Consider the following 19,188-nt stretch of genomic DNA (forward strand, 5'->3'; position numbering starts at 1 on the left):
ACTTGGTTTAACAGAGCCGTGACTTATCATTGTTGGTCCTCTGAAACCGCAACGTTACGGTTTCCTATTTTGGCTCGATTTGGAGCTCATCATGACATCTGTGATCGCACAGGCCAGCACTATGGCTGATTATGTGCTTCGATACAACACGGAAGACCGTGAACTGTATCGTCAGGATATCCCGAACGACGCGGCGCTGGAGTGGATGGAGGCCAATGTGCCCCGCTTCTCCTGCTCCGACCCGCTGCTTGAGGACATCTGGCACTATCGCTGGTGGGTGTTCCGCAAGCACATCCGCAGCGTGCCGGGCGGCGGCAGGTTCATCACCGAATTCCTTCCGGACGTGTACTGGGCCGGACCGTACAATTCCATCAACTGCGCGGACGGGCATCATCTGGCGGAAGCCCAATGGCTGCGCGACGGCGGCGAACTGGCCCGGCAGGACGCACGATTCTGGTTCGACGGGCCCGGAGACGTGACCTCGTACTCCACATGGACGGTCGATTCGGTCTGCCGGTACGCGGTGGCGCGGGACGACAGGGATTTCGCCATCTCACTGCTGGATGATTTCGTACGGTTCTACCGGCACGTGGAGGCCACGAACATGACCTCCTACGGCCTGTTCTGGTCCTACGACGACCGGGATGCCATGGAGCTGTCCATTTCCGGTTCGGGACTGCGCCCCACGCTCAACAGCTACATGGCCGCAAATGCGGAGGCCATCGCCCGAATCGCGCATTGGGCCGGACGTGAGGATCTGGCCGAACGGTTCGCACGGAAAGCCGACGACCTCCGTAGGCTGATCCGGGAACTGCTGTGGGACGATCGGGCGCGGTTCTTCAAGGTGATTCCGCTTGATGACCGGCTCGGCGAGGTGCCGGACTTCGACTTCGCGCGCATGCCGTCCGACCGCAACGTGCGTGAACTGCTGGGCTATATCCCGTGGATGTTCGGACTGGCGGGTGACGAACATGCCGAGGCATGGCGGTTCGCTGCCGATCCAAACCATTTCCGGGGAACGGTCGGGCCGACCACGGCCGAGCGCTGCCACCCCGGATTCATGAACAACCCGGATCCGCACGAATGCCAGTGGAATGGGCCGAGCTGGCCTTTCGCCACCACACAGATGCTGGATGGGATGCTGGAAGCATTGCATCATGGCGTGGCCGGGGTCACTGAGATTGATTTCTGGCGGGAACTGCGACGGTATGCGGCCATCCACTTCCGTGAGGATGCCGAACGCGGGCGTATCCATTGGCTTGACGAGGATCTCGATCCGGATTCCGGCGAATGGATTTCGCGGCGCATACTTGAATCATGGGGCTGGCGAGCCGACAAGGGCGGGCTGGAACGAGGCAAGGACTACAACCATTCCGCGTTCTGCGATCTGGTGGTGCGCGGCGTGGCCGGCGTGCAGGTCTCGGACGTCGAGGGCCGCAGCGTCATCACCGTGGCTCCGCAGATTCCTCTGATCCGCGGAACGGCGGCAGCGGATGTTTCTTGCGATGGCGACAGGGCCGAGGGCGTGCGGTGGTTCCGACTCGAACGTCTGCCCGTGGCCGGCCATGAACTGAGCATCACGTTCGACGCGGATGGAACCCGGTACCAGGGTCCTGCGGGACTCACCGTGGTCATGGACGGCCGCAGGACCTTCCATACGAATGCAGCTCCCTGGCATTTGGTCTGCGAATGAGAAGTGTTGCGGGCTGACGTTGGGCGGTGCGGCAAGTCTTGCGGATACCACAGTGGATACCATGGCAGTGGTCGTAAGGTTGCTGTCGGAAACGATTAGGGGAGGACGCATGACGCCGATTGAATTGGCCACACGCAGGCGGGTCACCGGGCTGACGTCCGGCGAGTTCGCCAAGCTATTCGTCACGCTGGAGCGCAAGGTGGACGGCGAATCAGCGCATTGGGACGCTTCGGACGTGGAATCGTGGGAGATCGTCGGGCCGCCCGTGACGGCCGAGGAACACTTGAACGAGACGTTCGCCGCGGCCAACGAATTCGTGGCCACGTTGGCCCGCCGCCTGTATCGCACGGTCATGCCGGGTGGGGGAGCGGCGCCCGAGGAAGGGACGGCCATCACCGCGTTTCCCGATGACCTGACCTTCTGGTCCGCGCAACCGGACTTCGGCGGCATCCCGCATGCGCTGTGGAACATCGCCGCGCTGCAGGCCGCCGAATGGATTCGCAAGGAAACCGGTGTCGTCTGTGAGCTGCACGCGCGAGAACCGCTGGTGTAGGACCATACGAAACGGGAGCGGCGGACGCATGTCGTCCTCTACCGCTCCCGTTGATTATTAGAGGTACTTGGTTCCCGCCCGTTAACCGCGTTTACTGCTCGCGCTCTTCCTCGGGGTAGGTCATGCCCCACTGGGCGCGGCGGATCAGGGTCATCATATCCATCACGTCGCGCGTGTAATCGAGATGCATGACGGAACGGTCGCCGGCGATGGCGGCCTCCATGTCAGCCACCTCGTAGGCCAAGGCCTTGGCGGTCTCGCCGGCCTCCACGACCTCGGTGTGGCCGTCCTCCACGTAGGTGATGGTCGCACGCTCGCCGCGCGGGTAGTCGTAGATCTCCACGAAGCCCTTGTCGAACGAGAGCAGGCCGCGCTTGGGCTGCTTGGCGTGCAGCGACAGCGTGACCGTGGCCATCTGGCCGTCCGGGTTGGTCAGCAGGATGCCGGCCTGCTCGTCCACGCCGGACGGGGCGCGCTTGACCTGCGAAAGAATCTGGTCGGGGGTGGAGCTCATGAACCAGCGCACGAAGGAGAGCGCGTACACGCCGATGTCCAACATGGCACCGCCCGCAAGCTCGCGGTTGAAGAAACGGTTGGTCATGTCGTACTCCTTGTAGGAGCCGAAGTTCATCTGGATGAGTTTCAAATCGCCCAGCTTGCCGGAGGCGATGATCTCGTTGAGCTTACGGTACAGCGGCATGTGATAGAGCGTCATGGCCTCGCCGAGCACCACGGCGTTGGCCGCCGCGAGGGCCACCGCCTCGTTGAGCTCCTCGCTGTTGAGCGTGATGGACTTCTCGCACAGCACGTGCTTGCCCGCGGTGAGCGCCTTGCGCAGGAACTCGATATGCGTGTTGTGCGGGGTGGAAATGTAGATCACATCCACATCCGGGTCGGCGAACACGTCGTCGATGTTGTCGTAGACCTTGCCGATGCCGTACTTCTCGGCGAAGGCAACGCCCTTGGCGTGTGTGCGGTTCGCCACCGAATACAGCTTGCGGCCTTCGCCTTCCAGCGCCTGTTCGAGTTGGTTGGCGATGACGCCGCATCCGAGCGTGGCCCAGTTGAGTTCGCGCATAATCGTCTCCTTGTTGCCCTATTGGTCAGACTTTCAGCATACATTCGCCCCGTTCAAGGGCGCACATCGGGGGTATGTCGGGCGAGATGGACGGGGAGCAACCCGGCGGGGTGCGCCGGACGCGCAGGAAGGACGGGGCTGACGGGACTGGCAGGGCACCAGGGTGACGGGGCTGGCAGGGCACCAGGGTGACGGGGCCGGCAGGGCACCAGGGTGACGGGGCCGAAGGACTTCGGGTGAGTTTCGCGTAACATTCGCCGATAGCATGACAGATTGTCCTGATCGATCGGCTGACGAATCGGCTGTGGAAGGACGACGGCGTCATCGAAACATCATCGAACATGGAAAGGAACATACGCATGGGCGGATACGACACGCAGCACGCACGGGCGGCACGCGCCGGAGAGTCGGTGGAATCCGGCAAACGTCCGGTCGGCGCGAGGCTCGTGGTGGCGGTGGTCTCGCTCGCGATCCTCACGTTCCTGGGCATCCTGTCCGAAACGTCGCTGAACATCGCCTACTCCACGCTGATGGAGGAGTTCGCGATCAGCGCGTCCGTGGTGCAGTGGCTCACCACCGGTTATCTGCTGCTGCTTTCGGTGGCGATTCCGAGCTCGCCGTTCATGGTGCGTCGCTTCGCCACGCGGGCGCTGTTCGTCGCGGCGGTCGTGATCTTCACCACGGGCACGCTGCTGGGCGCGTTCGCCGTGAACTTCCCGATGCTGCTGGCCGCGCGACTCGTCATGGCGCTCGGTACGGGCATTTCGCTGCCGCTCATCACCAACATCATTCTGGAGAAGGCCCCGCTGGAGCAGCGCGGAGCGATGCTCGGCATCGTAAGCCTGGTCACCTGTGCGGCGCCGGCCATCGGCCCGGTGTTCGGCGGCGTGGTGATGGAGTACCTGAACTGGCACTGGATCTTCTACACGATGCTGCCGTTCCTGCTGATTTCCTTCCTGCTCGGCATGGCCACCGTGCCCGAGATTCGTCATGAGGGCGACGCCGCACAGGCCACCATCAGCGTGCCCTCGCTGCTGCTGGTCGCCGTCGGCCTGGCCGGCCTGATCGTCGCGGTGAGCTTCTTCGCCTCATGGAACGGCGATTGGCGGTTCTGGCTGGTATTGGTCGCCAGCGTGGCGGTTCTGGCCGCGTTCGTGGCGATGCAGCTACGCATGGAACGGCCGCTGGTGGAGGTGCGCGTCTTCGCGTATCCGGGATTCTCGCTGGGCATGCTGATTCTGCTCATGGCCTCCGGCGGCGTGCTGGGACTGAACTTCCTGCTGCCGATTCTGCTGCAGCGCGGGTTCGGCCTGAGCAGCCTCACGGCGGCGTTGACGCTGCTGCCCGGCGCGGTGGTCGGTGCGATTTCGGCGCCGATGATCGGCGGTGCCTTGAAGAATCACTTCCCGCCGAAGTTCATCGTCATCGGATTCGTGGTCGTCACGGTGATGGATGCCGTGTTCATTCTGATTTCCGGCAATATCTGGGTGATCGCGGTGGCCTATGCGGTGTTCATGGCGTTCTCCGGGTTCGTGCTCGTGCCCGACCAGACGCACGCCCTGAATCAGCTGCCGGCCAGGCTGAACGCCGATGGTTCGGCGGTGATGAACACGGTACAGCAGTTGGCGGGGGCGATCGGCACGGCCGTGGCCAGCACGCTGGTCACCGAGTTCGCCGCGGCGCAGGTCGCGGGCGGTGCGGGCCAGTCGGACGCCTACCTGCGCGCGTTCCCCGAAAGCATGTGGGTGTTCGCCGGCATGGCCGTGTTCGGCGCGGTGCTCGCCGTGATGATGTTCCGCTTCTCGACCCGTCGGCCGCCCGAGCTCACGGAGGTCGACGCGCAAGCTCGGGACTAGCGGAACTCAGTTCGCCTGTTCGGTGAAGTTGAAGAACTGGTCGCCGATGCGGACGGTGGCGGGGGCGTCGAGCTTGAGCGGCGTGCCCTTGACCACCTGGGTCTCCTGACCGTCCTTGATGATGTAGGTGCCGTTGAGTGAACCGTAATCCTCGATCCACAGCGCGCCGTCGGTGTCGATGCTGATGGCGGCATGGTTGCGCGAGGTGGTGCGGGTCGGATCCTCGATGCGTTCCGACTTGGCTCCTTGCGGCACGTCCATGGACGGCTTGCGGCCCAGCAGCGTGCTCTTGTCGATCACGATGGTCTGGCCGGTCAGGTCGTTGTGGAGCAGGTACACCTTCTGTGGCGCCTTCGACGTGAACGAGGGGGAGAGCACGGTGCTGTCCCAGTCCTCGATGTCATGTTCGGCGGCGTGCGGGGTGCCTTCCGCGGGAGTCGCGGCATCGGCGATGTCGCTGACCGATTCGGTAGGGGCGATTGCGGGGTCGGTCACCGATTGCAGGGCATCGGCCGCGGAGGTTTCGGGCGCTGACGCGGCGCTGTCCGGCTCGACCGCAGCGTCTGTCGGCTGATCAACCGGCTGGTCGGTCGGCTGGTCGTCGGCGTACCAACCGAATTCGGGTGCCGGGGGATAAGGAATGAAGGCCATGATGATGCTGTCCTTTCGCTACTTCACCGCATCATGTGTCACTGGCGGGAGGCCAGCGCGGCGTTGATGGCCGGGTCGCCCAGCTGTGCGAGCCAATCCAGCAGGGCCGGGTACGTGTTGGGGTTGCGGGCGATGCACACGCGCAGTTCCGGCGCGTACTGGGCGATTTGGGCGATCTGCATCTGATCGGTGGTGGTCAGCGCCAGCTGCACGGTGAAACCGTACGGGTTGGTGACCACCGGCTCCTCGAATACCGGCTGCGGTTGGACCGTCTGCTGAACCGGCTGGGCATAGGTCTCGGCGGCGGGTTGCGCGTAGCCGGCCGCGGGTTGGTCGGCGGGTTGGACGCCGGCCGGCTGATCGGCGGTCGTGCCGTAGGTTTCGGCGTACGATTCTGCCGGCTGATCGGACACGGACTGCAGGTCGGCGTAACCGTCATATGCCGACTGCGATTCGGCGGACTGACCGTCGTCGGTCCAGGCGTCGGCGGCGGGCTGGGTGTCGGTCTGCTGAGCGGTTTCGGATGTTTCGGCGAAGGTCTCCGCGGTGGACTCCTGACCGTAGACCACGTCGGATTCGGCCGGTGCCTCGGCTTCGGGTGCCTGCTGATCCACCACCGGGCCGCCGATCGCGTCGGCGGTGAAGCCCATCTGCTCCAGGGTCTGACGGACGCGTTCGTCGCCGAACTCGGCCAGCCAGCGCTTCAGACCGGGGTAGCAGCGGGGGTTTACGGCCACATTGGCGCCGAACTCCGGATTCTCATAGGCGACCTTCGCCAGCAGGATGGGATCCGCATTCGGATCCTGTACGGCAGCGACCGCGGCATCGTAATCAACCATGGGTTTTCCTCCTTAACTCCGCTCGGCTATGCCGAACGCAACGTCCTGAGTGTTTGCAGTGTTGCGTCCTCGATGACGCCGATTTCCTCACCCGCGTCCAGCTTGCAGGCGCTGAACGCATGGTGTTTGGGCGAGGTCGGCGGCATATCGACCACAATCACAGTGATGTTGTCCGTACCGCCCGCGTTGAGCGCGGCGGCCAGTAGCGCGTCCACGGCCTCCTGCGGGGAGGAGTGGGCGGCGGCGATGGCGGCGATCCGTTCATCCGGCACTTCGCCGTGCAGACCGTCCGAGCAGATGATGAACCGTCCGGTCATATCCGCCACGTAGACGTCCGGCTCGATGCCGTTCGGATCGCCAAGGCATTGGGTGATGATGTTGCGTGGGATGGTGGCTTCGGCCACTTCCGGCAGCATCTGGCCGGAGTCGATGGCCTCCTGACGCTTGGAATGGTCCCGTGTGATTCGGGTGAACGAGGAGACATCCCAGACGGGCGCTTCGGATGAGCCGGTGCCGGGTACGGGATTCATGTGGTAGGTGCGCGAATCGCCCACATTCACCACATAGGTCTGGTCGATGAATTCGCGGGGAGCCCGGCCGGAGCCATCGGCTGGCGTGTGATTGGAAGCGTCCGGCAGGTTCGACGGGTCCGGCGAGGTTGGTGAAGCCGCCGAATCTATCGATTTCGGGGAATCCTGCGCATCGGGCGTGACCGGCAGAATCAGACCGGAAATGGTGGTGCCGGCCACGCCGCCGAGCTCGCGGCCCAATTGGAGGATGTCGTGCTGCGCGAGCGCCAGGGCGTCGTCGATGTCGGCGCGGTTGCGTTCGGGACGTCCGGCGAGTTGGGCGAACCGCTGGATGGCCAGACCGCTGGCCTGCTCGCCGCCCATGCCGCCGCCCATGCCGTCGCAGACCACGTATACGCCGTGTGAGGCGAGGCCGCTGTCCTGATTGTTCCGGCGTTTCAGGCCCACGTCACTCGCGATGGCGGTGCGGATGGAACCTGAACTCATGACGTCGTTCCCTTCTTCGACGTGCGCCGGACGGTGCGAGACCCCTTTGGCTTCCTGACTGTGGCGCGTCTACCTGACAGTATAACCACGCTCTTGAGTGAAAGCCGGGTGCGAATCCGCCTGAATCGGGGTAGCGCCGCGAGCATCGATTTGCGTACCTTGTCCACGCTCTTCCAATAGGCGGAGGCCTGATTGGAGAGCACGGCCTTGCCGGAGAACGTGGCGTAGTCGGCCTCGCGACCCAGTTGGGCGAAGGACTGCGGGTCGGTGTTGAGCTGACGGGCGATGGACTGGGCCTGATCGCGTCTGGTGCCGGTGGCGGTGATGCCGCTTTGCTCGGCCAGCGCGTGGATGGCGTCCCATCCGGCGGCCACGCGAGTCTGCGGGCTGCCGTGTCTTCTCGCTCGGGCCAGTGCCAGCGCCTTCACCGTGAGAATCAGGCCGCAGACGATGAGCAGCAGCCAAACCGGACTACCGTAGAGTGCCACCAGACGGGTCACACGCCAGAATTTTGGCCAGAACAGATTGGTGGAATCGGCGTCCGCGTCCGCTCCGGCCAGGGAACTTTGGCCTTTGGCCTGGGTCTTGTCGCGCAGGGGGTCGGTCAGCGGCACCGGAGGCTGGCGGACCAGCGTCTGCGGGTTCGGCGGGGTCAGGTTCTGGTTCTCGTCCGGCACCTTGGTTTCCTTGGGCGTGGGGTAGAAGGCCACCCAGCCGAGGTTCTGGAGCTTGATCTCCACCCAGGCGGTCACGTCGTTGCCGGTGAATTCGGTGACGGTGTGGTTGCCGGTCTCCTTCTTGGTGCGCTTGTCCGAGATGCTGCCATCCTCGTCCTTGGGCAGGAAGCCCATCACCACGCGCGAAGGCAGCCCGAGTTCGCGGGCCATGAGCGCCATGGCCGAGGCGTACTGTTCGGAATCGCCCACCATGGCCGTGCCCGCGAGTAGCTTGTTCACGCGGTAGTTGCCGTGGCCGGCCTCGGACGGGTAGTCGCCCTGCAGGCCATGGGAGAACCAGCCTGATTCCTTGAGGGTATCGGCCAATGCGGTGGCGGCTGCGCCTCCCGAAGCCTGGCCGCCGGCGATCGACGTGGCCAGTTTGCTTACCGAATCGGGCACTTCCTGCGCCTGCGGCTGACTGATGCGGGAGGCCTTGGCCTGGTTGATCTGCTTGTCGCTGGGCTTGGTGGGGACGATGCCGGTTTCGGTGTAGGTCAGGCCCTCGTGCGTGCCGGCGGGGATGATGGCCGAATCGGTGTCCGCATTGTAATAGAACGTGTCGTTGTTCGACTTGAAATCCACGCTTCTGGCCGCGCCGGCCAATGGCAGCCAGGTGTCGGCAAGCCCCTTGTTCACGGTGAAGGTGGCGGTGAACGGGTAGCCCTTCTCGCTGGTGGCGATGGACGTGCCCACGCGCTCGTAGTTCGAGGAGTCCGAAGCTTCGCTGGAATCGGAGAGGTTCCATACCGAGCCGTCGAAACGGTCCATCACCGCCAGACGTACCGGAGTTCTCGCCGGCAGATCGGTGACGGTCAGGAGCACGTCCTTCTTGTGATCCTTGATATAGGAGCGTATGCCGCTCAGGGGGCTGGTGTAGTCGTACGGGTTCAGCGGCGGGTTGTAGCGGTCGCGCAGCACCATGCGGTCCTGCGGCACCAGTAGCGTGCCGCCGAACGCCAGACCCGCGGCAAGCACCGCGATGATCAGACTGGAGATCCAGCGGCCCCATTCGAACAGGTCGAGCCTCCAGGACAGCCACACGATGAGCACGATGGCGAAGGCGGTGCCGCAGATCGGCCTCTGCCAGCCGGTCCCGGTGCCCAGCAACGCGCAGACGGCCACGGCGCACGCCAGTGGTGGCACGCTGACCAGGGACAGCCAGGCGTTGCCGTGGATGGCGAAGATGCCGGCCAGAAACGTGAGCCACAGGCCCATGGTCCATACGGCCATCAGCGAGCCGTCCGCGGTGCCGATGGGCGGCGTTATGGAAATCAGGTATTTGAACGAGCCGAACGTTGCCTCCCAGCCGCGGCTCAGGGTCTCGAGACCGGGCACGATATGGGCTGTGGTGGTGCCGTTGAACGCGATCACCGGTCCTACGATGAACTGCGCGAACGCCAGGAACACCAGCTGCCACCACAGTCGCAGGATGGGGCGTGTGCCGGCGAGGGCTATCAGGGTGCCGATCAGCGTGGCCGGCACCGCCGCCGCGGCCCATGCGACGGGTTCGCCGTAGACGTCGATGAGATTGGACAACGCCAGCAGCATCATCGCGACCACGGCCGTCAGACTGATGAGATGACGCCCCCAGGGCTGGCCGGAGCGGCCGATGCCATGGGCCAGGTCCCCATGGGTCATCCAGATGACCGAGTGGGTGGAATCCGCCCATGACCCGGTGGTGGTGTTGGTGCCAAGGGTGCCGCCGAACGTGGCGCCGGAGACGGGGACGGTTCCGGCGGGCAGTCCTCCCGGTGTCCGGCCGGGTGCGGTGCGTGGCGCGGTGAAGAACCCGGCCGAGGTGCGAGTCGGCTGGGCTGGCTGAGCCGGCTGATTCGGCTGAGTCGATTGGGTTGGCCGAATCGATTGTGCCGATTGGCTCGGCTGCCCTGATCGGGCCGGCGCGACGGATCCGGTCGCCCCGGTGGCCCGATACGTGGCTTGGCTGGCGCTAATGGGAGCTTTGCGACGGTTGGCGGTCATGCGAGCACCCCCATGATGAGCGGCAGGTCATCAAGCTCGCCCACGGTGGCCAGCGTGAAGTTGGCGAATCGCCTGATACCGCGGTTCGCACCGGAATCGGCCTGCAGCACCACGCAACTGGCGGAGCGGGGCAACGCCATGGTCATGCGCTTGATCTGATCCACGCTTTTGAGCGAACCGACGGTGAAGAAGTAGAACGAGGCGTCCGGGCTGTGCCGCAGCGTGCCTTCGGCCAGATTCGGATTGTCCTCGCGGTCCGGTTCGATGGCGCTGGAGGCGTCCAGGAACTCCATGGCGTTGCGCGGCTGGGCATGCAACTCGCCGGCATGGCAGAAGAGTGGGCGGTCCTGGAGCAGGCATTGCACGCCGATGGAGGCGTGGATGGACACGGCCATCTCGAATTCCTGGCTGGTGGCGTAATCGTCGGGATTGACGCTCATGGTCACCGACGTGTCCGTGCGGCGCGTGGCCTCATACTGGCGGATCATCAGGGTGCCGGTCTTCGCCGAGCTCAGCCAGTGCACGTTGCGCACGTCGTCGCCCGGCTCGTACTCACGCAGGCCGTAGAAATCGAGGTCGTCGTCCACGATCTGGCCGGAGGGCTGCCCCTCGAGATCGCGCGGCACGCCGGAGCTCAGCGTATTCAGACGCACGGTCTTCGGATGAATGAACACGGTGAGCCGCTCCGCCAGCTCCTTTTCGTGGCGGATGAGTCCGAACGGGTCGCCTTTGCGGATGCGCAAAGGGCCGATGGGCAGGATGGCGCGGGAGACCGTGCGGAACTCCACATCCGTCTGTTTGGCCTGGCCCGGAGCGAGCATCGGGATGGTGAACCGTTCGTGGGCGTCGCCGATCGGTAGGTCGCCACGCGCGTTGGTGGTAGGCGTGCGGCCCTTGTTATCGATATCCACCAGCACGGACACCATGTCTCCCACGGTCACCCGCCGGTTGGACACGGAGATCGCGGCGTTGAAGCGCGTGTTGCCCAGGGACAGCACCACGGCGGAGAGCAGCATCACCGCCGCCACGATGGCGAAGACCAGCAGCTCGTACCAGCCCAGCAACGCGAACGCGATCAGGCATGCCAGCCCCGCCGCCAGCACCGCCCAGCCCAGGGGCGAGACGTATGAGGCGAAGAATCTCCGGACCGTCCTGACGGCGCGTCTGAATGAGCGCTCGCGTCTCCGGCGTCGCCGTGCGATTGCAGTGGATGCGGTATCCATGAAAATCCCTTCCGAGAAAACCTTCTCCTGCAGGAGTGTTTTCGTTATCGTCCGATGGTGGGGGCGGGCACGTCCTCCAGGATCTGAGCGATCAGGCTTTCGGCGGTGGCGCCGTCGAAGGTGGCCTCCGGGGTGAGCGTGATGCGGTGTGCGAGCACCGGCACCGCCAGGTCCTTGACGTCGTCCGGCACCACGTAGGCGCGTCCATCCGCCGCGGCCCAGATGCGGGCGCAACGGGTCAGGGCCAGCGCGCCACGCATGGAGGCGCCCACCATGATCTTCTCGTTGTGACGTGTGGCCTCCACCAGACGCACCACGTATTCTCGGATCGCATCGTCCACGTAGATATCGGAGGCCACCTTACGCAGGCTCAGCACATCCCCGCCGGTGAGCACGGGGGAGATCTCGCCGGCGCGGTCGGTCACGTCCAGCTGCTTGAGGATATCCACCGAGACGTCATGGCCCGGATATCCGATGGAGGTCTTGATGAGGAAACGATCCATCTGCGCCTCAGGCAGTTTGTAGGTGCCGAGCTGTTCGATGGGGTTCTGCGTGGCGATCACGATGAACGGCTGCGGCACGGGATGGGTTTCGCCGTCCACGGTGACCTTCTGCTCCTCCATGACCTCCAGTAAAGCGGACTGGGTCTTCGGCGAGGCGCGGTTGATCTCGTCGGCAAGCACGATGGACGCGAAGATCGGGCCCTCACGGAACTCGAACTCGCTGTGCTTCTGGTCGTAGAAGGTCACGCCCGCCACATCCGAGGGCAGCAGATCGGGGGTGAACTGGATACGCTTGAAGCTGGTGGAGATGGAATTGGCCAAACCTCGGGCCAGCTGGGTCTTGCCGGTGCCCGGATTGTCCTCGAGCAGGATATGACCACCCACCAGCAGCGCGGTGACGCACTGGCGGATCGGCTGCACCTTGCCGACCACCACCTTCGAGATGTTCTCCACCAGCGCGTGGAAGGAGTCCTGGAACTCCCTTACCTTGTCGGTGGGTTCCGGCAGCAGCCCGGAATCGATGGCACCGGGGGCCTGGGAGGCCGCGCGCTGCCGGGTCTTCTTCGGGAAACCCTCGTCGCCCTTCCGCTTCGGCGTGATGGGCGCGGTTTGCGGGCCGGACGGCTTGGATGCGCTTCCGGTGCCCGGACGCTGAGGAAGGCTGGGCTGCACCACGGGAGATGCGGCGGCGTTGGCCTTGGTATCGGGCGACGCGGCTTTGGCCTGCCTGCCGCCGGAGGGCTGCTTGCCGCGGGCGTGATCGGACCGGCCATGCGGCGTGGCGGAGAGGCGCGTGGCGTCGGACAGGCGGGTGGAGTCCGAGAATTCGGTGGAGTCCGAAAGCCTGGTGGCGTCGGACAGTTGCGTTGCGTCGTCGATGTGTTCGCTCATGGGGATTGTTCTCCTACTGTTGCTGGTCATGCTGCCGGGTTATGCCGTCGGCTGTGTTCGGCGGCTTTGGGTGTGTCGATTATGTCTGTCTGCCATCGGATTGATGTCCGTGCGCTGGATTGGCGAGGGATTCGTGGACTATTCGGAACGTATGGGTCGTAAGGTCCTCACCGCCCCGGTGTTCGAGCCAGTCCCAATATCCATGGCGATCTGATCAGTGCATGGGTGCTGGAACGGGATTTGAAGGAGGACGTGGAGGCCTCGCCGTCGGTGTCGGGCTCGACGCCGGGGCGGGTTCCCCGGATCGTGCCGCCGGAGACGGTGTTGTTGAGCCCGCTCAGGCCTTCGGTGCTGGTGACCTTGATGCTCCACCGGTAGTCGTCGTCATCGTCGATGTCGAGGTCGGTCACGTCCAGCGGGCGTCCCGGAGTCCAGTCGAACGCCTGGCCGTTGATGACGATCTGGTAGCGGGCGTCCTTGCCGTAGGTGTCCACGGAACCGCCGGACACCTCGACCACGTCCTTGCTGTCGCCCCACTTGAGACTGCTGGGGGCGGTGATCTTCGCCTTGACCTCATAGACGTACGGCGAGCCCGACGGGCCTCCGGAGACCGGATCGCTGGTCTCGCCGTTGAACACCTGCTCGACCGAGGCCGTGCCGCAGGTGGCCCACGGATCCATGCTGAACGTGGCGGAGGTCTCGTTCTTGCCGGCCGTGGTGGATCCCAGACCGTCCGCGGTCACGTTGAAGGACTGGACGAGGCCCTGCTTGCTCCAGCGCACGGTGCAGGTGCTGCCCGAACCGGAGGTGCGGACGTTCGTGGGCTGCTGCACCTCGTAGACGGGGGTGAAGGACGCCTTGCCGGTCTCCGGATCGGACGGCGTGCGTTTGGGCTTGACCGTGGCGGTCACGGTGATCTTGGACTGGTTCAGATCGCTCTCGTGGACGGTGAACGTGGTGGAATCCTCGGAGCAGGACAGGCTGCCTTCCGTGTCGCCGCCGAACACGATGGCCTGGCATCCGGCGTTGTGGTTGTCTCCGAGGGTGATCTTGGCCGTGACCTCCTCGTCCTTGTTGGACAGGTCGATGGTCGGCGCATCCGGGTCGCCCCAGACGTCCGCCGCCTCGGAGGGGGCGGATTCGGCGCCCCAGTTGATGGCGTTGTGCGCCTTGACCGTGGCGGTCACGGTGGTGCCGTCCTTGATGTCGCCGTTGGGGAACGTGAACGTCATCTTGTTGGCCGTGCCGTTGGTTTCTTTGGTCTGGGGTGCGCCCGCGCCGCTGATGGTCACCGAATAGTTGTCCACGCCGCCGAAATCACCCTTGGGGGTGTCCCAGTTGACGGTCGCGGTCTTGTTGCCGCCGGTGATGGTCACATTGGTCGGCGCGGTGGGCACGCGGTCCGGCGTGGCCTCCACCGAGGCGGACGGCTTGGACCAGCCCACTTCGTTCCGGGCGCTCACGGTGAACGAATAGGGCTTGTTGTTGGTCAGTCCCGTGATCTGGCAGGAGGTGACGGCGCCGCAGGATTTGCTGCCCTCCGCGCCTCCGGTCCAATCGACCCGGTATTCGGTGATGGGGCTGCCGTTGGCCGCGCCCGGCGTCCATGTCAGGGTCACCGATCCGTTCTGCGGTTCGCCGCCCACGGGGGAGAGGAGCGGCGGCTCGGGCCGGTCGATCACGGAGACGGTGATGGTGCCTGTCACCTGCCGCTCCTTGACCTTGCTGCCATCCTCGACGGTCACCAGCACGGTGCTCGTGGAGGCGCCGATGTCCGAGGCGGCGGTGATGGAGATGCGGCCCGAGGGGTCGCATGCGTCGACGGTGAGTTTGGTGGAGTCGTCCGCCTTGCAGGCCACCACGGTCAGCGGGGAATCCGGGAACGGGTTGTAGGCGTCCGCCAGCACATCCACGGAATCGCCGGAACCGGCCTTGAGCTGCAGGGTCTTGGCGCTGATGCGGGCCAGCGAACGGCTGGACGCCACCACGCGCACGGTCACGCCGGCGTTCACCGTGCCCTTCTCGTAGTTGATCTGCACGGGGACGGTTGCGGTGGTGCCCGGCTGTGCCTCCTTGGTGGCGGAGATCTGCAGGCTGCCGTTGCCGGACAGCTTCGCCGTGATCTGGTCCGAGGAGGAGGTGCCGCCGGCGTACGTGTACCGTGCGGCTTCGGATTCGAATCCGGCCGGGGCATGGGTGAGCGCCTTCAGGTCGATGGTCTTCGGATCGGCTCCGGCCTCCACGTCGATGGTGGAGGAGGTGAACGTGGGCGGCGGCACGTCCTTGCCCACGATGGTGATCTGCAGCGTGATCACCGCCGAGTTGATGATGCGGTTCTTGTCCGTGCCGGGTTTGCCGTCCGTGGCGGTGAAGGTGATGGACGCCGGGCCGGAATAGTTGTCCACGGCGGTGAACTTCAGCGTGTGGTCGTTCGCGTACAGATCCGAGTTGGACGCCTTGGTGGCGCTCACGGAGCCGGACGACTCGATATGCGGCTCCTTGCCGGCGCCCACGCGCACGTAGTCGTTGATGTTGATGGTGATGGTCTCGCGCGAGTTGACCTTCAGCTCAGGGGCCTTCGGGCGCAATGTGGGCGGGAACACGCCGTATGCGGGCACCTGGATGAACGCGGTGGAGGTGATGTGATGCGTGGTGTTGGTCACCGTATACGGCACCGCGCGGGCCTGCGAGGTCAGGTCCACGGTGATGACGGTCGAACGCTTGCCGCCCTTGACGCGCGCATGGTCGGCCGCCGAGGGGTGCACGCCTACCTCGAGCTCGTCGACGGTGCCCGAGGGGTTGGCGATCCACTGGGAGATGTCCACGTCCACGGATTTCTTGTCGATCGTCGCCGCGGAAGGCACCCGGTAGTCGTAGGCGGTGGGCGGCTCGATGGCTGCGTTCGGATCCACGTTCACGGTGAGCGTGGCCGTGTCCGAAAGCCCGGCCTTGTCCTTGACCGTGTAGGCGATGTACGCGGTGGTGGCGTTCGCCGGTGTGGTGAAGGCGATCATGTTGTCCTTCACGTTCACGCCGCTGATGCCTTGAGCCTTGACGGTCTTGTCCACGGTCAGATCGGTGTTGTCGCCGGAGATGTCGTTCTGGGCCACGGGCACGGTGGCGGCCGTGTTCGGACGCAGCGTGATCTCGTCGTCGCGCGCGTACACGCCGGAGCTGGAGGAGCTTTGGAACACGCCCACGCGAATCTGCGCCTGGGCGCGCTGGCCGGTCCAATCCTCCACGGCGTAGGAGAAGGTGTCGGTGCCGGAGGAATCGGGATACGCCTCGTAGATCAGGTAATCCGAGCCGACTTCGGAGATGCGGCCCAGGCTGGGGGCCTTGTTGCCCAGGCCGAGGAGCTGGTCGTCGTCCCCATCCACGTCGATGCCGGTCAGCGTGATGGGGATGCGCACCTTCTGGCCTGCTGCCACCTGGGCTTCCGTGTCATGCGGGGTGGGGGCTGCCTTGCCTTCGGCGTTGCGTGCGTGCACGGAGATGGTGATGGTGGCAGAGGCCACGTTGCCGAGGTTGTCCTCCACCGTGTAGGTGATCGGGAACGTGCCCGTTTCCTCGGATGCCTGATAGCGCACCGTGTCCCCGGACACGAAGGCCAGTCCCTTGAACGTGTTCTTGTCGTACTGCAGGTTGTTCTTGAGCTTGACCGTGGTGCCGTCCGGATAGGTCACATGGTCGAGCACATCCACCGAGACGATGCCTCCCGCACGTACCTGCGCGTTGACGTTGGCGGCTTTCGGCACCGAATTCGAGGAGGTCAACGCCGGCGGCTGCAATACGATGGTGCCCTTGGCTGTGCCCGAGGCGTTGGCAACCGTATAGCTGATGGCCACCGGACTGGTGGGCACTTGACGTGCGGTGATGTACACGCGCTTGTGGCTCACGAGCCCCACCTTGATGCCGGAGCCCGCGGGGGCGCTCACCGTAGCCACCGACAGCACGCCGCCCATCGGATCCACGTCGTTGGCGAGCGGCTCCACGATCGCGGTGTTGTCTGCGCCGAGCAGTGCCACGTCGTTGGCGGCCACCGGCTTGGCGGCCTCGCCCTCGACCGGCTGCACCTCCACCCGTGCCAGACCGGTGGCGGGCACCGACCCCTGCGTGATGGTGTACGGCACGTAGTAGGTGCCTGGCTTGGCGGCTTTGAACGAGATGGTCATATCCGCCGTATTGGCGGCTGTGGAGGCGCCGTCCGGCGTATCCACCTGGCTCAGTTGCGCGGGTTCGCTGGATGTGCCGTGCACGTAGGAGGACAGTGCGATGGTGGTGTCCGTATTGGGAGTGGTGGTCTTGGCAATCGGATCGATGACCGCCGACAGCGTGTTCACTGGTTTGATGGAGAAGTACACCAGACCGGTGCCGCTGGCCCGTCCGTCCGAAACGGTGAGTTCCACGCCCACGCGGCCGGAGGCCAGGGCGCCGGTGTTGAAGGTGAGCTGGCCGTCCGCGCGGGTGGAGACCTGCACCTGATCGGTGTTCTGCGGCACCGCGGAGATCAGGGTAAGCGGATCGCCGTCCGGGTCGGTGAAGCTGCCCAGCGCGTTGGCGGTGTAGCTGGCGCCCTGTTCCACGTCGATTTCCGGCGGGGTGTCGAACTGGAGCGGCGCCCTGTTCTCCGAACCGGTCAGGTTCACGGTCACGGCGGCGGAGGAACTCTGACCGCGGCCGTCGGTGATGTCGTAGGAGAAGGTCGCGGTGCCGGAGGATGCGGAGGAGGCGTCCAGCTGCAGGAACCGGCCGTCGTAGATGGGGGAGACGGTGATGTTTTCGCCGCTGGGCGCGCCCACCTTGGTGATGCGCAGCACGGAGCAGTCGGTCTGCTCGTCGTTGCGGAGCACGTCGAGGATCTGTTCGGAGCCGGCTCGGACGCCGATGGTATCGTCCACGGCCTTGATCTGACCGGATTGGGCTGAGCAGGTCTTCGAAAAATCGCGGTGGTTGTTGGCCGAATCGGTGTTCTGCTCCTCCTTGGAGGTCTGCTCGGTCTGGATGCGGTTCCACTGGATCTTGATGACCTTGGTGGAGTCCTCGGGATTCCACACGTTGCCGTTGATGACGTCATTGAGCACGGCAAGGCGATGATTGGTGCGGAACACCAGCTGCGAGGTGGTGCTCACCGCATCGAGGGTCTGCAGCTTGCCGTCCGTGCCCGTGGGGGAGCAGACGCGCACGTAGTTGCTGACCTTCTGGCTCCAGGCGGCCATGACGCAGCCGTTCAACGAGACCGGCTGCGCGGCCTCGCCCTTGCCCCCGTTAGTCAGGAACACGGGTTTGGCGCCGGATTTCAACCTGACCAGAGCCAGACCATGCGGTGAGGAGGCCGCCACCCAGTCGGTTTGGCGGTCATCGGTGGGCGGTGCCTGAAGCGTGAGCTTGCCGGTGGTGTCCACGGTGGCCTTGCCGCCCTTGAACAGTAGATCGGTGCCGGAGGCGATCACCGGCGTCTCGCCGACGACGGTGAAACTATCCGCCGTCTGCTGCCGGCCGCCGGTCAGGGATCCGATTTCCTGCGGGCTGCCGCCCGCATCCTTGATGCGCAGGACCATGCCGTCCGATGGACGGTAGCCGTAGACCTCGCCCGTATGGGTCACGACGATGCGCCCGCCCGAGCCGAGCTCCATCTGCGGATCCGAGGCCGTGGGGGAGACCGCGTCGAGATGCGAGGACTGGCCGGTCCACACATTGCCGGTCTTCTCATTGAGGAAGGCCACCGTATCTCCGCCCATCATGGTCGTGGTGTTGGCGCGGGTGTCGGTCTTCGCGTCGGTGCTGACGGTGGAGGCCTTGATGGACGAGGCCCTGTTCGGCTCGGCCAAGATGGCGTCGCTGTTATGCTGCGCCACGTCGAATCGGGGTGCGGAGGAGGCGATGCCGGCATCCGCCTCACGGTTCTTCACATTGAAACGCGCGGCTTTCCGATTGTTCAGGGACGTGACCCACACGGTGCCGTCGTCAAGCTGGATATGCCGTCTGGTCACCGTACTGACGATGACCGCGCCCGCCACCAGGCCGATGAGCAACAGCAGCGTGAGCACTGGCATGGTCCATGTATGGCTGCCGGACGGCAGCAGACGACGGAATGCGGCGCCGATGCGACGCCTGCGATCATATGATCGGGCTGATCTGGCCATCTGGTCTTCCCCCTGACCTTCCTGCTCTCTGTGGTGCCAG

At 65.0% G+C, this 19,188-nt stretch carries 11 protein-coding genes; 3 read left to right on the plus strand and 8 right to left on the minus strand.

Annotated features, from left to right (window positions below):
- Window positions 1–91 precede the first annotated feature (91 nt).
- Together JS536_RS09690 and JS536_RS09695 are read left to right on the plus strand one after the other, a co-directional pair.
- Window positions 92–1,693: a hypothetical protein gene (locus JS536_RS09690; RefSeq protein ID WP_214356768.1), complete on the plus strand. Its 1,602-nt coding sequence runs from the start codon at window positions 92–94 to the stop codon at window positions 1,691–1,693.
- A 109-nt stretch (window positions 1,694–1,802) separates the two neighbouring features.
- Complete coding sequence (locus tag JS536_RS09695) at window positions 1,803–2,246, plus strand: hypothetical protein (protein ID WP_214356769.1); 444 nt, start codon at window positions 1,803–1,805, stop codon at window positions 2,244–2,246.
- 91 nt (window positions 2,247–2,337) lie between these two features.
- Here JS536_RS09695 and JS536_RS09700 read toward each other — a convergent pair whose 3' ends face one another.
- Window positions 2,338–3,324: a Gfo/Idh/MocA family oxidoreductase gene (locus tag JS536_RS09700; protein WP_214356770.1), complete on the minus strand. Its 987-nt coding sequence runs from the start codon at window positions 3,322–3,324 to the stop codon at window positions 2,338–2,340.
- 359 nt (window positions 3,325–3,683) lie between these two features.
- Here JS536_RS09700 and JS536_RS09705 point away from each other — a divergent pair, with 359 nt between their 5' ends.
- A complete protein-coding gene (locus tag JS536_RS09705) occupies window positions 3,684–5,180 on the plus strand; it encodes a DHA2 family efflux MFS transporter permease subunit (RefSeq protein WP_214356771.1) in 1,497 nt (498 codons plus the stop codon).
- Window positions 5,181–5,186: 6 nt separating this feature from the next.
- Here JS536_RS09705 and JS536_RS09710 read toward each other — a convergent pair whose 3' ends face one another.
- The 7 genes from JS536_RS09710 to JS536_RS09740 all read right to left on the minus strand — a co-directional run bounded on the left by JS536_RS09710 (window position 5,187) and on the right by JS536_RS09740 (window position 19,148).
- Window positions 5,187–5,831 (minus strand): FHA domain-containing protein, encoded by a 645-nt coding sequence (locus JS536_RS09710; protein WP_214356772.1) that lies wholly within the window; start codon window positions 5,829–5,831, stop codon window positions 5,187–5,189.
- Between the two features lie 38 nt (window positions 5,832–5,869).
- On the minus strand, window positions 5,870–6,670 hold the full coding sequence (locus tag JS536_RS09715; protein ID WP_214356773.1) for a hypothetical protein: 801 nt from the start codon (window positions 6,668–6,670) through the stop codon (window positions 5,870–5,872).
- 26 nt (window positions 6,671–6,696) lie between these two features.
- Entirely contained in the window at window positions 6,697–7,686 is a 990-nt protein-coding gene (locus JS536_RS09720; RefSeq protein ID WP_214356774.1) for a serine/threonine-protein phosphatase, read from the minus strand.
- The gene (locus tag JS536_RS09725) at window positions 7,683–10,043 is read right to left on the minus strand and encodes a transglutaminase domain-containing protein (protein ID WP_214356782.1); all 2,361 of its coding nucleotides are present in this window, start codon (window positions 10,041–10,043) and stop codon (window positions 7,683–7,685) included. The genes JS536_RS09720 and JS536_RS09725 overlap by 4 nt, the downstream gene beginning before the upstream one ends.
- A 338-nt stretch (window positions 10,044–10,381) precedes the next feature.
- Entirely contained in the window at window positions 10,382–11,608 is a 1,227-nt protein-coding gene (locus JS536_RS09730; protein ID WP_214305161.1) for a DUF58 domain-containing protein, read from the minus strand.
- Between the two features lie 44 nt (window positions 11,609–11,652).
- Window positions 11,653–13,002 (minus strand): AAA family ATPase, encoded by a 1,350-nt coding sequence (locus JS536_RS09735; protein WP_214356775.1) that lies wholly within the window; start codon window positions 13,000–13,002, stop codon window positions 11,653–11,655.
- Between the two features lie 167 nt (window positions 13,003–13,169).
- Window positions 13,170–19,148, minus strand: coding sequence for an Ig-like domain-containing protein (locus tag JS536_RS09740; protein ID WP_214356776.1), 5,979 nt, complete (start codon window positions 19,146–19,148; stop codon window positions 13,170–13,172).
- Window positions 19,149–19,188: the final 40 nt, after the last annotated feature.

The organism is Bifidobacterium sp. SO4, assembly GCF_018555355.1.
GTDB lineage: Bacteria > Actinomycetota > Actinomycetes > Actinomycetales > Bifidobacteriaceae > Bifidobacterium > Bifidobacterium miconisargentati.

Coding starts and splice junctions, on each gene's coding strand:
- JS536_RS09695 (WP_214356769.1), top strand. CDS start 1,803: ATGACGCCGATTGAATTGGCCACACGCAGGCGGGTCACCGGGCTGACG.
- JS536_RS09725 (WP_214356782.1), bottom strand. CDS start 10,043: ATGACCCATGGGGACCTGGCCCATGGCATCGGCCGCTCCGGCCAGCCC.
- JS536_RS09690 (WP_214356768.1), top strand. CDS start 92: ATGACATCTGTGATCGCACAGGCCAGCACTATGGCTGATTATGTGCTT.
- JS536_RS09735 (WP_214356775.1), bottom strand. CDS start 13,002: ATGAGCGAACACATCGACGACGCAACGCAACTGTCCGACGCCACCAGG.
- JS536_RS09715 (WP_214356773.1), bottom strand. CDS start 6,670: ATGGTTGATTACGATGCCGCGGTCGCTGCCGTACAGGATCCGAATGCG.
- JS536_RS09700 (WP_214356770.1), bottom strand. CDS start 3,324: ATGCGCGAACTCAACTGGGCCACGCTCGGATGCGGCGTCATCGCCAAC.
- JS536_RS09705 (WP_214356771.1), top strand. CDS start 3,684: ATGGGCGGATACGACACGCAGCACGCACGGGCGGCACGCGCCGGAGAG.
- JS536_RS09720 (WP_214356774.1), bottom strand. CDS start 7,686: ATGAGTTCAGGTTCCATCCGCACCGCCATCGCGAGTGACGTGGGCCTG.
- JS536_RS09740 (WP_214356776.1), bottom strand. CDS start 19,148: ATGGCCAGATCAGCCCGATCATATGATCGCAGGCGTCGCATCGGCGCC.
- JS536_RS09730 (WP_214305161.1), bottom strand. CDS start 11,608: ATGGATACCGCATCCACTGCAATCGCACGGCGACGCCGGAGACGCGAG.
- JS536_RS09710 (WP_214356772.1), bottom strand. CDS start 5,831: ATGGCCTTCATTCCTTATCCCCCGGCACCCGAATTCGGTTGGTACGCC.